Genomic DNA, 17630 nt, shown 5'->3' with positions numbered 1-17630 from the left:
GTTTTTTATATTTAAAGCCTAAAAAAATTATTTTATTTCTGACTATTATATTTCCCCATATAGCGCTTCCAAAGTTCGGTTTGGTGGGTTTCTAAAGAAATATCACGTCCATCAATAAAGGCTTTTGAAAGGTTATTACCTATCATATCAAGTGCATCACCTTCACTAATAAATAGGGTTGCACTTTTACCTTCTTCTAAAGTGCCGTACTTGTCTAAACCTAAAATTTTGGCAGTATTACCGGAGATAAGCTGCACTGCAGTTTCTTTGTCTAAACCTTGTCCTACCAATTGCCCAGCATAGAACGGTAGATTCCTCGTTTGGAAATTTGACATATTACTGTTTTGAATCCCTACCGTTAAACCGCCATCAACTAATAGTTTTGGTAGTTTGTATGGTAAGTCATAATCGTCGTCTGCCGTTTTAGGCAAAGCATGTGTTTGTTGCACCAATACAGAAATATTTTGCTGCTTTAAAAAAGGGATGATCTTATAGGCTTCATACCCACCAATAAGTACCACCTCTTTTACACCAGCTTCTTTGCTAAGGGTTATTGCATCTATGATTTCCTTTTCGCCATCTGCATATACATATAGCTTTTTAGTTCCATTATAAACACCTTGCATCGCTTTCATGGCTTCATTGGCCTCTTGGTTTGTTCCAGTTCCAAATGCTTTGGCTGTTTTTAAGTATGCAGTAATTTCTTGAACGTCTTCTGTGTACTTTTTATTAGGCTGATATCCTCTAGGTTCTCCCATCCACCAACGACCTCTTCTAAAGGTGCTTGGCCAGTGTAAGTGAATGCCATCGTCTGTTTTAATGGCAGCATCCTCCCAGTTCCAAGCATCAAATTGTACAATAGATGAGGTTCCAGAAATAGTACCTCCTTGTGGTGCTATTTGCCCTAATAAAACACCATTAGGTCTCATAGATTCTACCACCTTACTTTCTGCATTGTAAGCAATAATACTTCGAATGTGAGGAATCATATCTCCTAACTCATCTTGATCATCACTTGCTCTTACGGCATTTACTTCTATGAGTCCGAGTGATTTTGCTGGAGCAATAAACCCTGGATATACATGTTTTCCAGTAGCATCTATAATGGTTCCTTTAGGAATAACGCCTTTGGCTCCAATACCAGTAATAACTCCATTTTCAAAAACTATGGTAGCATTCTCTATCACAGTTCCGTTACCAATATGAGCAGTGGCACCTGTGATACTAATCGCTCCTTTTTGAGTAGGAGCAGGGGTCTGTTGTGCGGTTACAGTGGTTCCAATTATAACCGTAAGTATTAAAAATAGTTGTTTTAAAGTTTTCATAATAATACGTGTTATAGATTAAAATTCTGTGTCGCAATGAAAATGCTTGTTTCCTTTTTTGGTAGGAGGTTTTGTTTTTCCACCATTTTCTTTTTCATCGAGCATCATGGCCATTAACTTATTGCGTTCGGCTTTGATAGCTGCTCTTTTTTGTTGGTCTTCAGCTAGATCGAAATAGGTACGCCCTTCTATAATTGTTTTCTCTGCTTTAGCATAGACAGACATAGGGTGGTTGTTCCACAATACCAAATCTGCATCTTTACCTACCTTTATACTTCCAACGCGATTATCGATATGCAGTAGTTTTGCAGGATTGAGGGTTACAGTTTTCCATGCTTCTTCTTCGCTCATTCCTCCATATTTGATTGTTTTTGCAGCTTCCTGGTTGAGACGTCTAGACATTTCACCGTCATCACTATTAATGGCAACAGTAACTCCTTGGCTTGCCATGATAGCTGCATTATAAGGAATGGCATCATTTACCTCGTATTTGTAGGCCCACCAATCGCTAAAGGTAGAACCTCCCACGCCATGTGCTGCCATTTTATCGGCTACTTTATAGCCTTCAAGAATGTGTGTAAAGGTGTTTACGGTAAAGCCAAACTTTTCGGCCACCTTCATGAGCATGTTAATTTCACTTTGCACATAACTATGGCAACTAATAAAGCGTTCGCCGTTTAATATTTCAGCTAAGGTCTCCATCTCATCATCTTTACGATAGGGTTTCCCATTTTTCTTTTTTGCGTCATAAGCCTTTGCTCGGTTAAAGTAGTTTACGTACAATTGTTCTACACCCATACGCGTCTGTGGAAAACGACTATAGCTTTCCCAGTTCGATTGTTTTACGTTTTCACCTAAAGCAAACTTGATGAATTTCGGACTGTTGTCATAAATCAAACCATCTGCATCTTCTCCCCATTTCAGTTTTAAAATGGCCGAGCGTCCACCAATTGGATTGGCAGAACCATGCAATATTTGAATAGAAGTAACACCACCCGCTAAGTTACGGTAGATATCAACATCTTCTGGATCAACCACATCTTCTATGGTTACCTCTGCTGATGAGTTTTGTCCGCCTTCGTTAATAGAAAGTGCTGCTATATGGCTGTGTTCGTCTATGACACCAGCCGTAAGGTGTTTTCCAGTAGCATCAATCACCACAGCACCACCTGCCGAAAGGTTTTTACCAATCTTACTAATCTTACCGTTTTTAATAAGTACATCGGTGTCTTTTAAAATCCCGTCTGCTTCACCTGTCCAAACCGTAGCATTTTTAAACAACATATTTTGCTGTTGTGGTTGTGTAATATTTCCGTAGCCCACATTAGGGTAGGTCATAGGAACGATTTCACGTGGCTCTTTTGTTTTCTTGTCTTTTTTGTCTTTTTCTTCTTCGGAAATTTCCTTGGCAATTCCCATATTTCTATTGGCATAAAAAGAAGTTTCTAGACCATTGGGCAATACCGCTTTTCCTGAAATATTTATGTTGTTTTTAGGAATGATAGCAGTAGTACGATATACCTCATTGGCTTCTTTGTCTGTAAAAGAAAGTGTCATCCAATTATCTACATACTTTAACTTTGCTGGATACTCTATTTCTCCAATCGTTATTTTAGCTTTAGGTTTTGCTGCTTCTCCACTAATTTCTAAGGCATAACTTTTTCCAGCTACTTCTAAATTGTATTCGCCTCTAATATCGGTTTGGTCCATACTATTAATGACACTTCGTGTTCCCTGTACCCAGTTTTCATAAAGTGTGGTTTCTTTTTCGAAAAGAGCTCCAGAGGTAATTAAAAAGTTAGCATACTTTCCATTTTCAAGCGTACCTACTTTATCACTAATTTGAAGCATACGTGCTGGTTGTGTAGTAAGTGCTTCTAAAGCTTTGGTTTTGTCTAAGCCATAGGTGATAGCTGTATGAAGATCTTTTGTAAAGTCTTTTGGCTTTTCAGATTTGTAGGTCGTAAGCGCAAAAGGGACTCCGTTGTCTTGTAATGCCTTTGGATTGGTAGGCGCTTGGTTCCAGGCACGCATATCTGACAAAGAGATATAATTTGCCATATACGGATTGCTAACATCATAGGCATCTGGGAAGTTTAATGGAATGATATAACTAGCATTACTTGCCTTGGTTTGCTGTATCATTTCATACTCATCTCCACCACCCACAATAACATAATTGATTCCAAACTGGTCTCCAATTTTATCGGCACGCAGGTTGTTGCTTTTATTTCCAGCTTCAAAAATGGATACTTTGTTTTTGTTTTTAAGCAAAGCCTCCAAAGATCTGTCTTTGGTAGCTACATTTCCTTTACTGTACCAATCTGCATCTTGGTATACTTGGCGCAATAATGCCATAGCTCCCATAAGCGAACCTGGATACGATTGTCTGCTAGTAACACTTTTAGAGAAAGAGTAATGCTGTGCAGAAGCGTCGTCAATGATTCTAGTGGCTTCGTTACCATCGTCATTAAGGGCTACTAGTACGCCTGTTCCACGAGCAATTCCATCCATGCTTAAGGTTTGCACTACACCAAAACCTTCTTTACGCATGGTAGCGGCTTTTTTGCTATCGTATGTAAAATGATCGATGGCATTTTTTTCTGGCATGATATGATCGTTCCAATAAAAGCCTTCTCTAGTAGCGCTATATTGTGGCGAACGGCCATTTCCTTTAGCGCGTTCTGCCTTTTTTACACCAAAGTCTGTGTATGGATCAATAAAGGATGGGTAAATGTATTTTCCATCCAGATCTACCACTACAGTATTGTTTGGTATGGTTACATTTTTTCCAGATTGTACCACTTTTCCTTCTTTGATAAGGAGCGTAGCATTCTCAATTTTTTTGGTTGGGGATACAAATAGTGTTGCATTTGTAAATGCCGTGTAATTGGCATTGGTCTCTTTTACGCCATCGTTTTTCGGAAAATAATCTTGCGAGATTCCAATAAAAGACACACATAAAGCGAGCACTAGAAGTGTTACTTTTTTCATAAGAACGTGTTATTTGTTTTTAGTTGATTGTTGTCGTTAAAGATACTAAGATAACTATGGGACTTCGGTGCGTATTGGTGTTAAAATAATCATAACTTGGTGTTAAAGACGGCTGAGATGATGCACCGCTTCGCTGTTATACCGTTCACTTCGTTCACTGTTGGATGATAGACCGTTACGCTGACAGATGTTAGATCGTTCGCGGATGCTCACTGATAGAAGATGGACAAATAATAGTTTATAGGTTTAGGTGTTTATGAGTTTATAAGTGTGAACTATTTTAAAACTTTTATCACCAATCACCAATCACCAACCTAAAGCTCCCTGTCACCATAATAATTAACCATTAGCGCTACCATATAGCTATAGGTCTTGATCCCTTTGGGTTGGTTGTTCGCTTTTAGGAAGAGATTGTACCAAGCTTTCGATAGTTCTTCGAAAGGGTTATTGTAACTATCCCAGAAATCACGCATTTCTTTGTAGCTTTTTAAAATCCCAGGATTTATGGTTTCAAGGGTTTCGTAATACATCTCTTTATCTCGATACGATAATTCGTTTACACAGTAACGCAAAGCAAAAATATAGCCTGAGTATTTTATATAATCATTGTCGTTGTGCAAGGCAGCTAATGTAGCAATAAAGTTGGCTTCATTCTCTTTGGCATATCCTAACTGATGTGCTTGTTCATGGCAAGCAACCACAGGAAATTTATACGATTTTATAAGTCCGTTTACTTGGGCTTCTCCTGAAAAAGGGTTGAGATAGCCACTGTAGCCCATATAGGTAAGACCCAAACTCCAAATACTCTTTTTTACACTTCTCGGCTCCAAAGAAAGGCTGGGGAATGTTTTTTCAAGATTGTCGAAACTGTTTTCGGTATGCTTAAAAAGCTCTTTGTGTGTAAACGGAAGATCAATCTTTACACTGTCCGCATATCCTAAAGAGCGGTGTAAGCTGTTCGATTTTGAAATGAGTCTGTTGGTAATGTCTATAAGTTGTTCGGTAGTATAATCATTGCCAAGGTTGAGCGTTTTTCTCAAAGGTTCTCTATAATAATTAAACCCCCATAACATATGAAACATGAAATAAACTACAGAGACATGCGCTAAAATTTCAGCAACTAAACGCACAGGTTCGTACCTAAAGTTTTTTCTATTCTTATAGATCCAACGTATAGCAACTACTGCGATAGCGGTATAAAAAATATCTCCTACTGAAAAAGGTACCCATCCCCAAAGGGTTCTAGAAATTTTGCCAATCCATGGATACAATCCTAGAGAATACCATTTTTCTACAAAGGCCGGATTGTATTTTAAAAGCTGTATCAATAAAATTTGCACTGGTAATAACAGCGCAATTATAAGCGTAGATTTCTTTTTGAGCATATTCGAAAATAACTATTTAATGCTAATTTTTTGGATAAATGATTTGTTGTTTTCTGAAATTTTCAAAAAATAGACTCCTTGTGGAACACTGGCAATTGGGATTTGAACCTCTTTTTGCGAAGTGGTTTGTTTTTTAAGAATTGATTTCCCTAAAATATCAAATAATTGATACGATAGCTCATGATTTGAGTCATTTCTTGTAATTATGATAAACTCATCTGCTGGATTAGGACTTATACTAAAAGAGTTATTGAATTTGTCCTCGATGCCTAAAGCAGCCTCAAAATAGGTGCATAGCACTTCAAAAATGGCTTCTTCTACTTGATAAAATGAACTATTGTTTCCAGATTGATACGAAGTTAATTTTCCGTTAGTAATAAACGTAAAGGCAACATCCTGATTTTCGAAAAAATATGCATCACTAATAAGACCATAGGCCTCTCCAGGATGACCAAGCGCTGTTGTGTTTAGAGTACTACAAATCGCATCGCCATCAAAAACATTGGCGTGGTGTATTCCCAATCCCCAACGGTTAAAAAGTCCAAAATAGTTGTCTCCATTCGCCCCAGTATAATTCCATGCAATGGCTTTCATTTCTTGTAGTACTTCTTCTGCAATGGCTATGTTGCTAAATGCTCCATTGCTTGCAATACATTGTAAAAATTTACCTGTTTCCTCTGCAGAAATACGCAAACCTCCTTGAGGCGCGAAGTAGAGTCCGTTAGTGCCTGGATTGTAATTACTTAAGTCTGGTGCTGTAGGAGGGATGCCTTGGTAGTTGTCCCATTGAGGGTTCCAAATTCCGTTATTGGCTCTGTATAAAACAGCGACATCATTTATGTCGTTGATGTCTGAAATATTAAAGCTTCCAGCAATGGCTAGGGGTTCTAAAATTTCAGATTTCATAAAAACATCAAATCGTTGTTGACTAATGGCTTCAATTAAAGTGCCTATGAGCCCGAAATTAATATTGCTATATGCAAAGTAAGTCCCAGGGGTATTGCTGCGCCACATATTTGGAGTGTAAAAATTTCCGCCAGGAACTAATAACTCTTGAATGTTAGGAATTGGGATCTGATTATACGTCGCATTTAAAAATGGATTGTACCCATCTCCATCTTGCAGCGAACTCGTGTGGGATAATAACATCCTAAATGTAATAGGCATATTTGGGAAGTTAGGGTTGCGGACTGTATACCCTAGATAGCTAGAAATATCGTCATCTAATTCGAAGTTTCCATCGCTGTAGAGTTTTAATAAACCTAAGGCAGTAAAAGATTTTGAGATGGAGGCAATTCTATAGTGAGTTTGTGGATCAACGAGTAAATTTCTTTCAAAATCTTTTAATCCAAAATGGAATTGTTGTGCTTCTCCTACTACCTCTACCCAAACGGACATGCCCATTAAGCTGTAGTCTTCAAAAACAGTTTGTAGACTGTTCTCTAACGCTTGTGCTTTACTAAGAGAAGTTATGGAACAAAATAGGAGTACAGTGAGGAAGAATTTTTTCAATAGTATTTTCTGAAATGTTATGAACTTTTAAAAGTACCAAAAAAGAAATAGATGTAACTTTGTAACAAGAAGAAATCGATACTAAAACGATACAATTATGAATGAAGCGATAAGAAACCTATCACCACAACCACTATGGAATAAATTTGCAGATTTAAATGCAGTTCCACGACCTTCAAAAAAAGAAGAACGTGTTATTCAATTCATGAAAGATTTTGGTGCTGCTCTACATCTAGAAACCATAGAAGATGAGGTAGGGAATGTAATTATTAGAAAGCCTGCGACTCCGGGTATGGAAGATAGAAAAATGATTGTGATGCAATCTCATTTAGATATGGTGCATCAAAAAAATAACGATACTACATTCGATTTTGACACGCAAGGTATTGAGATGTATGTTGATGGAGATTGGGTACGTGCCAACGGAACAACCCTAGGAGCCGATAATGGTTTAGGTGTTGCAACTATTATGGCAATTCTTGAAAGTGATACCATTGAGCATCCTGCGATTGAAGCTTTGTTTACCATCGATGAAGAAACGGGTATGACGGGTGCTATGGGATTAAAAGGCGGCGTGTTACAAGGAGAAATTCTTTTAAACCTAGATACTGAAGAGGATGATGAAATAGGAGTTGGTTGCGCAGGTGGAGTAGATGTAACTGCCACTGGAAGTTATGAAGAAGTGGCTGCTCCAAACGGACAAGCCTATACCATAACCGTAAAAGGTTTACAGGGAGGTCATAGCGGAATGGACATCATTAAAGGACTAGGAAATGCTAATAAAATGATGAATCGTTTGTTGTCTGCTACCAAAGGAATAGCACATATTGCATCCTTGGCTGGTGGTAGTTTGCGTAATGCCATCCCTAGAGAAAGTGTAGCAACGGTTGTTGTAAAAATAGAAGATATTTCTGCCTTTGTATTGGAAATGGAGAAAACCCAATTTGCTATTATAGACGAATACAAATTATTGGAGCCAGAGCTTACCATAGAAACAGAAAAAGTGGCTTCTCCACCAAAAGTGATGGCTATGAAAGATCAAACGGCATTTATTAATGCGATCTATGCTGCACATAATGGAGTGTTTAGAATGAGCCCAGCCATAGAAGATTTGGTAGAAACTTCAAACAACATTGCAAAAGTTACTGTAGCAAACGGAGCTCTAAAAATCGAATGTTTAACGCGTTCTTCTGTGGAGTCTTCTAAAGATGATATGGCAAACACATTGACTTCTGTATTTGAATTGGCAGGATATAGTGTAGATTGTTCTGGAGAATACCCAGGATGGGCGCCTAATATGGATAGCGCTATTTTAAAAGTGCTAGAAGCATTGTATACAAGAATGAATGGAGAAAAACCCCATGTAGCTGCTTGTCATGCAGGCTTAGAATGTGGTATTTTAGGGCAAAATTACCCAGCAATGGACATGATAAGTTTTGGGCCTACCATAAAAGGTGCACACTCTCCAGATGAACGTGCTAGTATTTCTAGTGCCCAAAAATATTGGGATTTTGTTTTGGAAATTTTAAAGAACATTCCCAAAAAGTAAGAATTAAATGTACCTTTAGGGGATAACAATAAAACATTTTAAACATTATGGGATTATTTTCATTTATTAAAAATGCCGGAGCCAAAGTATTTGGTATTGGTAAAACTACAGAAGAAGAAGCTGCAGAAGCACGCATGGAGGCTGCTGAGAAAGCAAAATTCGAAAATCAACGTGTATCGCAACGTTTAATTAATAGCATCAATGAGATGGAATTAGGAATAGAAGATCTATTTGTGTCTATTGATGGTGACAGGGCTACCATACACGGAGCAGCCAGCAGTCAAGAGGCGAAAGAGAAAGCGATTCTTGTTGTTGGAAATACAAATGGTATTGCTGAGGTTTCTGATGAAATGACTGTTGAGATTGAAGCGCCTGCTGCAATTTTTCATACGGTTGTTTCTGGTGATTCCTTAAGTAAGATTGCTAAAAAGGTTTACGGAGATGCCATGAAGTATCCTGTAATTTTTGAAGCAAACAAACCTATGCTATCGCATCCAGATAAAATTTATCCAGGACAAGTATTAAGAATCCCTACCTTGGACTAGAATATTTTAATGCATAAAAAAATCCCGATAGTCAAACTATCGGGATTTTCTTTTTACTAATATTTCCGCTTGCGTGTCGTATTAAGCTTTAGCAGACGAAAAAGAAATGTAAATACTATTCTTGTATTCCAACAATCTCCATTTCGAATATTAAATCAGAGTTGGGAGGTATCACATTTCCAGCACCGCGTTCTCCGTATCCTAAATGAGAAGGAACATAGGCAGTAACTTTATCGCCAACTTTCATGCTAAGTAATGCTTCTCTAAACCCTGGGTTTAGTTGTGCATCTTTACTGTATGACATAGGTGTAGGTGCATACATGTTTCTAGCTTTACGTTGTGGATCTACCATGTCAAAATCTCTTGCCACAAGTACTCTGTTTGTATCGAACAATTGTCCGTTACTAGCTAAATACCCAGCATAGTTTACCATGACTTTGGTTCCTTCTACTGGTTGTTGTCCATTGCCCTTGTTGTCCCAGAATAACTTAAGACCAGAATCTAATGCTTGTGCTTCTTTTTTGTTAGTGTCAAATTTATTTTTGAGACCTTCAGCCATCTTCGCAATTCCTTCTTTTTTGGCTTTGTTTTCTTCTTCAATTTTAGCCATTGCATCTGTGAACGCTGCAATTTTTTGTCCACCTTTGTTGATGATGTTAACTGTTTGAATCATTACATCTTCAACAGGTTTGTCGCCAGGCTTTTTTGTTTCAACAACACCAATAGCATCTACTACTTCGATACCTTTTACCACTTCTCCAAAAACAGTATGCTTACCATTTAACCAAGGTGTTTCTTTAAGAGTTACAAAAAACTGACTCCCATTAGTTCCAGGTCCACTGTTAGCCATAGATAAAATACCTTTTTTATCATGAACTAATGATGGAACAATTTCGTCTGGGAATCTATATCCTGGATTTCCTCTTCCAGTTCCTGTTGGATCTCCACCTTGTATCATGAAATCTTTGATGACACGGTGAAAAATAATACTGTCAAAAAACTTCTTGCCTTTGTATTTGTCATCAACCATATCATTGGTTCCTTTTGCAAGCGAAACAAAGTTAGATACCGTTAAAGGCGTAGCTTCGTTATATAGTTTTGCAACAAAGGTTCCTTTGTTGGTAATGATTTCAGCATATACGCCATTTTCTAGATCTGGGTATTTGTTTTGACATGACGCAACGGCCAGTGTTAATAATACTAATAATGAGAACTTTTTCATGATAATAATACTAGTTTTCTTGGGTTTGATTTATTGATAATAATGTTATGTCGCTTATAATAGGTACGTTGGTGCCTAATTTCTTTTCGATGCCGTAATAGCCATACGCTTTGTATGACGGAAAAATAAATCGAGCGCTTTCACCCACATTGAGTAATTTAATGCCATCTCTAATACCAGAGATTAATTCTTGATTGGATTGATCTACCTTATAATCTTGTACACCATTTTCTTTGGCGCTTACAATCATGTTTCCATTTAAATCTTTGACGTTGTACGTAAACTTAATAATATCGCCAAAAACAGGTTTTTGTTGTACTCCTAAACTATCTTTTTTAGTAATGGTATACCAGAATCCGTTTTCTGAAGAAATATAATTGTTTAGGGTATCGGCATCAATGAGTTGTTGAATGCTAGCCTTTTCCTGTTCATATATTTTTTTATTCCGCTCAACAGATGCCTCAATAAAACTTCCGGAAGAAGATTTTACAGGTTTTCTGGCTTCTGGGCTTTGGCAGCTCCATAAACCAAAGAGTAGGGAACAAAGAATGAGGATTCGGGTCATTTTAAAGGGTATCTTTATAAGCAGGCAATATACTAATAAATTGTGTGACCGTTTCTGCTAATGTTAATTCACTTCTACCACCAGCAGCATTGGTATGCCCTCCGCCGTTATAATGTGTTCTCGCAAATTCGTTTACTGAGAAAGTACCTTTACTACGTAATGATATTTTTACAATGTTTTCTTGCTTGTTTTCAATGAAAATCACTGCGAAAACAATTCCAAAAACAGATAAAGCATAATTTACAAAACCTTCGGTATCTCCTTTTTTAAAGTGATTATCGTCTAGTTCTTGTTGTGATATGGTGATGTAAGCCGTATTAAATTCTTTTAGTACTACTAGATTGTCTAGTGCAATTCCTAGCAATTTTATCCTTGAAGGAGAATTTGTATCGTATATATTTTGATGAATTTGTGCATTTTGAGCGCCATGTTCTATTAAAGAAGCAATCACGCGATGTGTTGTAGCTGTTGTAGATGGAAAACGAAAAGATCCAGTATCTGTCATAATTCCTGTGTACAAAAGTGTTGCGATTTCTGGTGTAATATATTGTTCACCGTCTAAAGCATCAATAACATGGTAGACCATTTCGCAAGTAGAACCCATTTTTGCATCAGAATAGGTAATAAACGCATAGTCATCTGGTTGTTGATGATGGTCTATCATCACAAATTTTGCTGAGCTTTTCTCAAGAAAACCTTGGACATCTCCTACACGTGATAGTGAGTTAAAGTCTAAGGTGAAAATCACTTCCGCTTCCTCAATAGCTCTAACGGCTTGTTGATTTTGCTTTTCGAAATTATAAATGGTGTTTGTAGCTGGTAACCACTTCAAGAAATCTGGAAAATCGTTTGGGAGTACTACTTGACTGTTTTGGCCTATGGCTTTTAGAAATAAATCAAGCGCTAAAGTAGACCCAACGGCATCTCCATCGGGGTTTTTGTGCCCTATAATCACACATTTTTTTGAAGTAGTAAGGAGTTCTTTTAGTTGAGAGGTAAGCGTCTTATTCATATAACTGCGAAGATACGATTATTAGAAGTATTTGCTTCGGAAATTTTAGAGGGTTTTTTATGGAGTTAGGCCGTCTACGGTAGATAGAAGTTAGACCATTCGCTTTGCTCACTATTTAAGAAGTTTATGAGTTTAAGTGTTTATGGGTTTAAAAGTTCCAAAGTGGCAAAGGTTCAATGTGACAAAGTTTTAAAGACAAAAAGTTTATAAATTTATGGTTTAGGAGTCGATGCGTTGAGTTGTTTAGTTGATATGTATCTAATTTTTGAAAAATCATACTTGTCACCCTAAGCTAGTCGAAGGGTTAGTTTTCAGTATCAAAAATCATCCTGCAAAAGCTTTGTTTACCCCTCCCGAGGCTTCGGAACAAAAAGGGAGCAAAGCTTTTTATTAGTAACTCAATTTTCAAATTGCCACATTTTCAAATCAAAAAATTCTGCCAACTGCTACTGAACACTGAATACTTATTTTCCGTCACCCGTCACCCGTCACCCGTCATCGGTCATCAAACAAAAGTTTATAAGTTTATGTGTTTAAGAGTTTAGATGTATTTGAGATTTTTTAAATTTTGCTAATTGCTAATTGCTAATTGCTAATTGCTAATTGCTAATTGCTAATTGCTAATTGCTAATTGAGTCTTGTCTCTTGGTTCTTGTTTCAATTATAGTCATTCAACATTCAACATTCGTTATTCGTCATCTAATGCGTCCCGAGTGCTACTATTTCCGAAGAAAAACACAGCATTCCTTTAAATAATTGTTACCATGTATTGTTTTTTCTATATTCTGCTTAGAAATGTAACATAAAAGGTTATTTTTGCACAAAATTTAAAAAAATCATGAGAACAGACAGAACGTTTACAATGTTAAAGCCTGATAGTGTTGAAAAAGGACACATTGGTGCTATTCTTGAAAAAATAAACGCAGCAGGTTTTAGAATCGTTGCAATGAAATTAACCCACATGACTACGCAAGATGCGAAGGAATTTTACGCAGTACACAGCAAGCGTCCGTTTTACGGAGAGTTGGTGGAGTACATGACGCGTGGACCTATCGTTGCTGCTATCTTAGAAAAAGATAATGCTGTAGAAGATTTTAGAACCCTTATTGGTGCTACCAACCCTGCAGATGCTGCAGAAGGAACAATCCGTAAGTTATATGCTGCTTCTATTGGAGAAAATGCAGTTCACGGAAGTGATAGCGACGAGAATGCTGCTATTGAAGGTGCTTTCCATTTTTCTGGAAGAGAGATGTTCTAGTAATATCCTTATAAAATTAGAAAAGCCGCTTGTCTTCTTGATGAGCGGCTTTTTTATTTAGACCACTGCGCTGCTAGAGGTTAGACCGTTCACTTCGTTCACTGATAGATCGTTCGCGTTGCTCACTGTTGGAGAGAGTTTATATGTTTAAATGTTTATGAGTTTAGGTGTTGTACTATTTTTTAAATTTTACTCAACATCTAACAGCGTCAGCGGTCTAGCTTCTAGCAGCGAAGCGGTCTGTCATCTAAGTTACCGCAATACCACTTTATCTATAAGTGCCTTACCCAGCTCTTCGTTTAATAAACGAACAATCTTTTCTTTTCCATAACTTAACTCTTCTCTTAGTACCGACGAACTCAATTGCACATAGAGCACATCTCTTTCTAAAATCACCTCGTTCGTGTAGTTTGCTACTCCAGTTCCCATGACTTTTAACCAGGCATTTTTAGCGTCCACTTTATCTAGGCCTTTGGCTAATTTGCCATTGCCGATAAATGCTTTTAAAACATCACCTATGCTGGATTCTTCTGTGTTTCTTTTTGCCATTTTTTGGTGAACTGTGATTGGTGAATAGTGATTGGGTTGCTTCTATAATTTTATTCTATGGTAAATTTACTAAAACGTTTGTAGTAATATTCTTTTCCTTCGTTATTTACTACTAGTAATTTTTCTTGGGTGGCCTTTTTTACTTTTTCGTTCCAGGTGTGTTGTGGGGTTTTGTAACGCAACACAAGCTCACCAGAACTTACATCTATAGTAAATGTTTCTACACTACCATTATTTTTAAAGGTTCCATCAAGTTGCGGACTCACCTTGGTGCGGGTTCCAGTATCGCCTTCTATGTGAATATAATCTACAATAGTGCTAATCTTAAACTCTTTTACGTCACCTTCAAGATTAACTACTTTTTCAATCTCCCAATAACCAGAAAGGTTTTGTTTTAGTTCTGTTGGGTTTTGGCGGCAGCTTATAAATAGTGTCGTTGTTACGATTAGAAAGATATATTTTTTCATAGTAGTGAATGTAAAGTAGCAAAGTTACAAAGTTACAGAGGAGCAAAGAAGCAAAGAAGCAAAGAAGCAAAGAAGCAAAGAAGCAAAGTTAAAAAAGTAGTTTATGAGTTTAGGTGTTTATGGGTTTAAAAGTTTGGTGCCGTTAATAGTTTTTTGTGTTGATAAGTTAATAAGTCGATGTGTTGAGTTGTTTAGTTAGAAGGTTTCTATTTTTGTTAATTGTTAATTGTTAATTGTTAATTGTTAATTGTTAATTGAGTCTTGTCTCTTGGTTCCTGGTTCAAAAGGGTCAAAATTTATAATTTCGGAACTGTGATTCGACAGGCTCAGCATGACAATTAAAAGTGCTATTGTCACCCTGTCCCGAAATTTCGGGAGTCGAAGGGAATATATTTATTACAATTTAAACAACGTATAACTCTTATGAATCTCCTTCACCACGGCTTCGGTCCTGTCTGCGTGGGTGTCGCTGATAAATATTTGTCCGAAGGCATCATCGTGTACCAACTTGATAATTTGTGATACGCGTTGCTCATCCAGTTTATCAAAAATATCATCTAATAATAAAATAGGAGTGACGCCTTTTAATTGCTTGATAAAATCGAATTGCGCCAATTTAAGAGCTATTAAAAATGATTTTTGCTGTCCTTGCGAGCCAAACTTTTTAATTGGGTGTCCGTCAATTTCAAACACTAAGTCGTCTTTATGAATCCCAAAGCCGGTGTATTGCATCATTTTATCTTTAGAAATATTATTCTTCAACAAGCTTAATAGTGTGGCATCTTCTAACTGACTTTTATACACCAATGAAACTGCTTCGGCACCATTGCTTATGGCTTTGTGACGCTCCAAAAAGATAGGAAGAAAGGCTTCTAAAAAGGCTGCTCTCTTCTGAAATATGAGCGTTCCGTATTGTGTTAGTTGCTCGTCATAAATATCAAGCGTGTCTTGATTGTTCGTTTGGTTGGCAGCAAAGTATTTTAATAGAGAATTACGTTGTGATAACACTTTATTGTAATTGATGAGGTTCTGTAAATACTCTGTGTCTCCCTGAGAAATGACACCGTCAATAAACTTTCTACGGGTATCACTTCCTTCAATAATTAAATCTCTATCTGCTGGAGAAATCATGACTAGCGGCAAGAAGCCAATGTGTTCACTAAATTTCTCGTAGACTTTTCCGTTGCGCTTTAATACTTTTTTATTTCCGCGCTTGGCACTTACAATAATTTTTTCGGGTTTGTCTTGTTTTTTGTAGGTGCCTTCGACCACAAAAAAGTCGGTGCCATGCCGCATATTTTGTCCTGTAATAGGATTAAAATAGCTCTTTCCAAACGATAAGTGATAAATAGCGTCTAAAACGTTGGTTTTTCCTACCCCATTATGACCCACAAAGCAGTTAATCTTTGCATCGAAGCTAAATGTTTCCGATTCGAAGTTTTTGTAGTTGAGTAAAGAAAGTTGTTCTAGTTGCATTAACGTCAGTAGTTTGGCTCATATTTCCGAAGAAAAAAGGGCGCTCATTTTGGCATATTTTTCCTCTTGCAAATTATTGAAAAATAACAAATCTTTTCGCTTTTATATTCTGATAAAAATTTTATTTTTGCGGTTCAACAAAATAGAACTATGGCAACGTACAAGAAACGAGGCGGAAAAATAAAATCGAAACCAGAAGTAGAGAAAGATCTTGAAGTTTTGGAAGGTGACAGTACAACAGCTGAGGTATTTAATACCTTAGATGAAACTGCTAACAAAACAGAAGAATGGGTTGAGAAAAACCAAAAAGCAATCCTTATTGCAGTAGGAGCTATTGCGATTGGTGTTTTGGCATATTTGGCATTTGTAAACTTTATTCAAGAGCCAAAAGAGAAAGAAGCGATGAGCGAAATGTTTCAAGCGCAACAATATTTCGATGAGGCTTTAACCAACGTAACGGCTAAGGATTCATTATACAATCTTGCTTTAAACGGTGGAAACAGTAAGTATGGTTTCTTAGACATTATTGATACGTATGGTAGTACAAAGGCAGCTAATTTGTCGAACTATTACGCTGGTATGGCATATTTAAATATCAATGACTACAAAAATGCAATTAGCTACTTAGATAACTTTAAGAGTGATGACGCTATGTTAGGTCCTTTAGCTAAAGGAGCTATTGGTGATGCATTTGTTCAGTTAGATCAAAACGACAAAGCGCTAGAGTATTATGAGGCTGCGGTTGCAATGCAAGACAACGAATTTACAACACCACGTTTTTTATTAAAAGCGGGTATCGTTGCTATGAAGTTAGGAAATGCTACAAAGGCAGCTACACACTTCAAAACACTAACAGAAAAGTACGGAAGTGCTGCCGAGGCTTCAAAAGCGAAAGCTTATTTGAGTCAGGCAGAAGCTATGAACTAAACTAAAAAAGTCACTTAGTAAGATTACTGAGTGTAATCGAAGTATGGCTACAAAAAATACAAATTTATCGGCATACGATAAAGCTACAATCCCAAACGCGAAAGATTTTCGGTTTGGGATTGTTGTTTCAGAATGGAATCCAGACATCACGAATGGAATGTTTCAAGGTGCTTTCGACGCTATTTTAGATTGCGGAGGTATTAAAGAAAACATTGTGCGTTGGAATGTACCTGGTAGTTACGAACTTATTTACGGGTGCAAAAAAATGACCCAAAGTTATGACATGCTAGATGCTGTCATCGCCATTGGAAGTGTGATTCAAGGAGAAACAAAACATTTCGATTTTGTGTGTGAAGGCGTTGCTCAAGGAATTAAAGACTTAAACATACAAGGTGATATTCCTGTTATCTTTTGTGTATTGACAGACAATAACATGCAGCAAGCTATCGATAGAAGTGGAGGCGCCCATGGTAACAAAGGCACTGAGGCAGCTATTGCTGCAATTAAAATGGCGCAGTTACGTAAGGATGCTACCTTTTAAGTGAGCAGTGCTCAGTAGCAGTTTACAGTTTTTAGTATTGTTTATTGTTTATTGTTGTGGAGTTAATTTGTTTCATTAGCGTTCCGTCCATAATCCATAATCCATAATCTATATTCTAGTTTCAAAGTTTCAAAGTTTCAAAGTAGCAAAGTTCCAAAGTAGCAATGTAGTTTTGTTTATAAGTTTAGGTGTTTAAAAGTTTATGAGATATTTAGTTTTTTAATTTTTGCTAATTGCTAATTGCTAATTGCTAATTGCTAATTGCTAATTGCTAATTGCTAATTGCTAATTGCTAATTGCTAA

15 protein-coding genes are annotated in these 17630 nt (G+C 37.0%); 5 read left to right on the top strand and 10 right to left on the bottom strand.

Going from position 1 to position 17630, the window contains the following annotated elements; all coding sequences use genetic code 11:
- Positions 1 to 32 precede the first annotated feature (32 nt).
- From ACY2RS_RS14665 to ACY2RS_RS14650, 4 genes are all read right to left on the bottom strand, one after another.
- Positions 33 to 1325 carry an amidohydrolase family protein gene (locus ACY2RS_RS14665; protein WP_490099418.1) on the bottom strand — a complete coding sequence of 431 codons (1293 nt, stop codon included), beginning with the start codon at positions 1323 to 1325 and terminating at the stop codon, positions 33 to 35.
- Between the two features lie 18 nt (positions 1326 to 1343).
- The gene (locus ACY2RS_RS14660; RefSeq protein ID WP_490099417.1) at positions 1344 to 4319 is read right to left on the bottom strand and encodes an amidohydrolase family protein; all 2976 of its coding nucleotides are present in this window, start codon (positions 4317 to 4319) and stop codon (positions 1344 to 1346) included.
- A 314-nt stretch (positions 4320 to 4633) separates the two neighbouring features.
- The gene (locus ACY2RS_RS14655; RefSeq protein ID WP_490099416.1) at positions 4634 to 5704 is read right to left on the bottom strand and encodes a DUF3810 domain-containing protein; all 1071 of its coding nucleotides are present in this window, start codon (positions 5702 to 5704) and stop codon (positions 4634 to 4636) included.
- 12 nt (positions 5705 to 5716) lie between these two features.
- Entirely contained in the window at positions 5717 to 7216 is a 1500-nt protein-coding gene (locus ACY2RS_RS14650) for a serine hydrolase domain-containing protein (RefSeq protein ID WP_490099415.1), read from the bottom strand.
- 97 nt (positions 7217 to 7313) lie between these two features.
- Between ACY2RS_RS14650 and ACY2RS_RS14645 the strand changes: the two genes are divergently transcribed.
- Both ACY2RS_RS14645 and lysM read left to right on the top strand, forming a co-directional pair.
- Positions 7314 to 8765, top strand: a complete 1452-nt coding sequence (locus ACY2RS_RS14645) for an aminoacyl-histidine dipeptidase (RefSeq protein WP_490099414.1) — start codon at positions 7314 to 7316, stop codon at positions 8763 to 8765.
- Positions 8766 to 8812: 47 nt separating this feature from the next.
- The gene (lysM, locus tag ACY2RS_RS14640; RefSeq protein WP_490099413.1) at positions 8813 to 9310 is read left to right on the top strand and encodes a peptidoglycan-binding protein LysM; all 498 of its coding nucleotides are present in this window, start codon (positions 8813 to 8815) and stop codon (positions 9308 to 9310) included.
- 115 nt (positions 9311 to 9425) lie between these two features.
- Here lysM and ACY2RS_RS14635 read toward each other — a convergent pair whose 3' ends face one another.
- The 3 genes from ACY2RS_RS14635 to ACY2RS_RS14625 are packed head-to-tail and all read right to left on the bottom strand — an operon-like array spanning position 9426 to position 12109.
- Positions 9426 to 10532 carry a peptidylprolyl isomerase gene (locus ACY2RS_RS14635; protein WP_490099412.1) on the bottom strand — a complete coding sequence of 369 codons (1107 nt, stop codon included), beginning with the start codon at positions 10530 to 10532 and terminating at the stop codon, positions 9426 to 9428.
- A 10-nt stretch (positions 10533 to 10542) separates the two neighbouring features.
- The gene (gene gldI / locus ACY2RS_RS14630; RefSeq protein ID WP_490099411.1) at positions 10543 to 11097 is read right to left on the bottom strand and encodes a gliding motility-associated peptidyl-prolyl isomerase GldI; all 555 of its coding nucleotides are present in this window, start codon (positions 11095 to 11097) and stop codon (positions 10543 to 10545) included.
- 1 nt (position 11098) lies between these two features.
- Complete coding sequence (locus ACY2RS_RS14625; protein ID WP_490099410.1) at positions 11099 to 12109, bottom strand: DHH family phosphoesterase; 1011 nt, start codon at positions 12107 to 12109, stop codon at positions 11099 to 11101.
- 838 nt (positions 12110 to 12947) lie between these two features.
- Between ACY2RS_RS14625 and ACY2RS_RS14620 the strand changes: the two genes are divergently transcribed.
- Entirely contained in the window at positions 12948 to 13367 is a 420-nt protein-coding gene (locus ACY2RS_RS14620) for a nucleoside-diphosphate kinase (protein ID WP_490099409.1), read from the top strand.
- A gap of 252 nt (positions 13368 to 13619) precedes the next feature.
- Here the strand turns inward: ACY2RS_RS14620 and ACY2RS_RS14615 are convergent, their stop codons facing one another.
- From ACY2RS_RS14615 to recF, 3 genes are all read right to left on the bottom strand, one after another.
- Positions 13620 to 13916 (bottom strand): DciA family protein, encoded by a 297-nt coding sequence (locus ACY2RS_RS14615; RefSeq protein ID WP_490099408.1) that lies wholly within the window; start codon positions 13914 to 13916, stop codon positions 13620 to 13622.
- 50 nt (positions 13917 to 13966) lie between these two features.
- Complete coding sequence (locus tag ACY2RS_RS14610) at positions 13967 to 14383, bottom strand: lipocalin family protein (protein ID WP_490099407.1); 417 nt, start codon at positions 14381 to 14383, stop codon at positions 13967 to 13969.
- 396 nt (positions 14384 to 14779) lie between these two features.
- Positions 14780 to 15859, bottom strand: coding sequence for a DNA replication/repair protein RecF (gene recF / locus ACY2RS_RS14605; RefSeq protein ID WP_490099406.1), 1080 nt, complete (start codon positions 15857 to 15859; stop codon positions 14780 to 14782).
- Between the two features lie 150 nt (positions 15860 to 16009).
- Between recF and ACY2RS_RS14600 the strand changes: the two genes are divergently transcribed.
- Together ACY2RS_RS14600 and ribH are read left to right on the top strand one after the other, a co-directional pair.
- A complete protein-coding gene (locus ACY2RS_RS14600) occupies positions 16010 to 16786 on the top strand; it encodes a tetratricopeptide repeat protein (RefSeq protein ID WP_490099405.1) in 777 nt (258 codons plus the stop codon).
- A 43-nt stretch (positions 16787 to 16829) separates the two neighbouring features.
- A complete protein-coding gene (ribH, locus tag ACY2RS_RS14595; protein WP_490099404.1) occupies positions 16830 to 17327 on the top strand; it encodes a 6,7-dimethyl-8-ribityllumazine synthase in 498 nt (165 codons plus the stop codon).
- Positions 17328 to 17630: the final 303 nt, after the last annotated feature.

The organism is Patiriisocius sp. 208BN25-11, assembly GCF_058147145.1.
The sequence above is the reverse complement of the archived record's forward strand: the minus strand, read 5'-3'. Positions and strand labels throughout refer to the sequence as shown.

Coding starts and splice junctions, on each gene's coding strand:
- ACY2RS_RS14665 (WP_490099418.1), bottom strand. CDS start 1,325: ATGAAAACTTTAAAACAACTATTTTTAATACTTACGGTTATAATTGGA.
- ACY2RS_RS14660 (WP_490099417.1), bottom strand. CDS start 4,319: ATGAAAAAAGTAACACTTCTAGTGCTCGCTTTATGTGTGTCTTTTATT.
- ACY2RS_RS14655 (WP_490099416.1), bottom strand. CDS start 5,704: ATGCTCAAAAAGAAATCTACGCTTATAATTGCGCTGTTATTACCAGTG.
- ACY2RS_RS14645 (WP_490099414.1), top strand. CDS start 7,314: ATGAATGAAGCGATAAGAAACCTATCACCACAACCACTATGGAATAAA.
- lysM (WP_490099413.1), top strand. CDS start 8,813: ATGGGATTATTTTCATTTATTAAAAATGCCGGAGCCAAAGTATTTGGT.
- ACY2RS_RS14635 (WP_490099412.1), bottom strand. CDS start 10,532: ATGAAAAAGTTCTCATTATTAGTATTATTAACACTGGCCGTTGCGTCA.
- gldI (WP_490099411.1), bottom strand. CDS start 11,097: ATGACCCGAATCCTCATTCTTTGTTCCCTACTCTTTGGTTTATGGAGC.
- ACY2RS_RS14625 (WP_490099410.1), bottom strand. CDS start 12,109: ATGAATAAGACGCTTACCTCTCAACTAAAAGAACTCCTTACTACTTCA.
- ACY2RS_RS14620 (WP_490099409.1), top strand. CDS start 12,948: ATGAGAACAGACAGAACGTTTACAATGTTAAAGCCTGATAGTGTTGAA.
- ACY2RS_RS14615 (WP_490099408.1), bottom strand. CDS start 13,916: ATGGCAAAAAGAAACACAGAAGAATCCAGCATAGGTGATGTTTTAAAA.
- ACY2RS_RS14610 (WP_490099407.1), bottom strand. CDS start 14,383: ATGAAAAAATATATCTTTCTAATCGTAACAACGACACTATTTATAAGC.
- recF (WP_490099406.1), bottom strand. CDS start 15,859: ATGCAACTAGAACAACTTTCTTTACTCAACTACAAAAACTTCGAATCG.
- ACY2RS_RS14600 (WP_490099405.1), top strand. CDS start 16,010: ATGGCAACGTACAAGAAACGAGGCGGAAAAATAAAATCGAAACCAGAA.
- ribH (WP_490099404.1), top strand. CDS start 16,830: ATGGCTACAAAAAATACAAATTTATCGGCATACGATAAAGCTACAATC.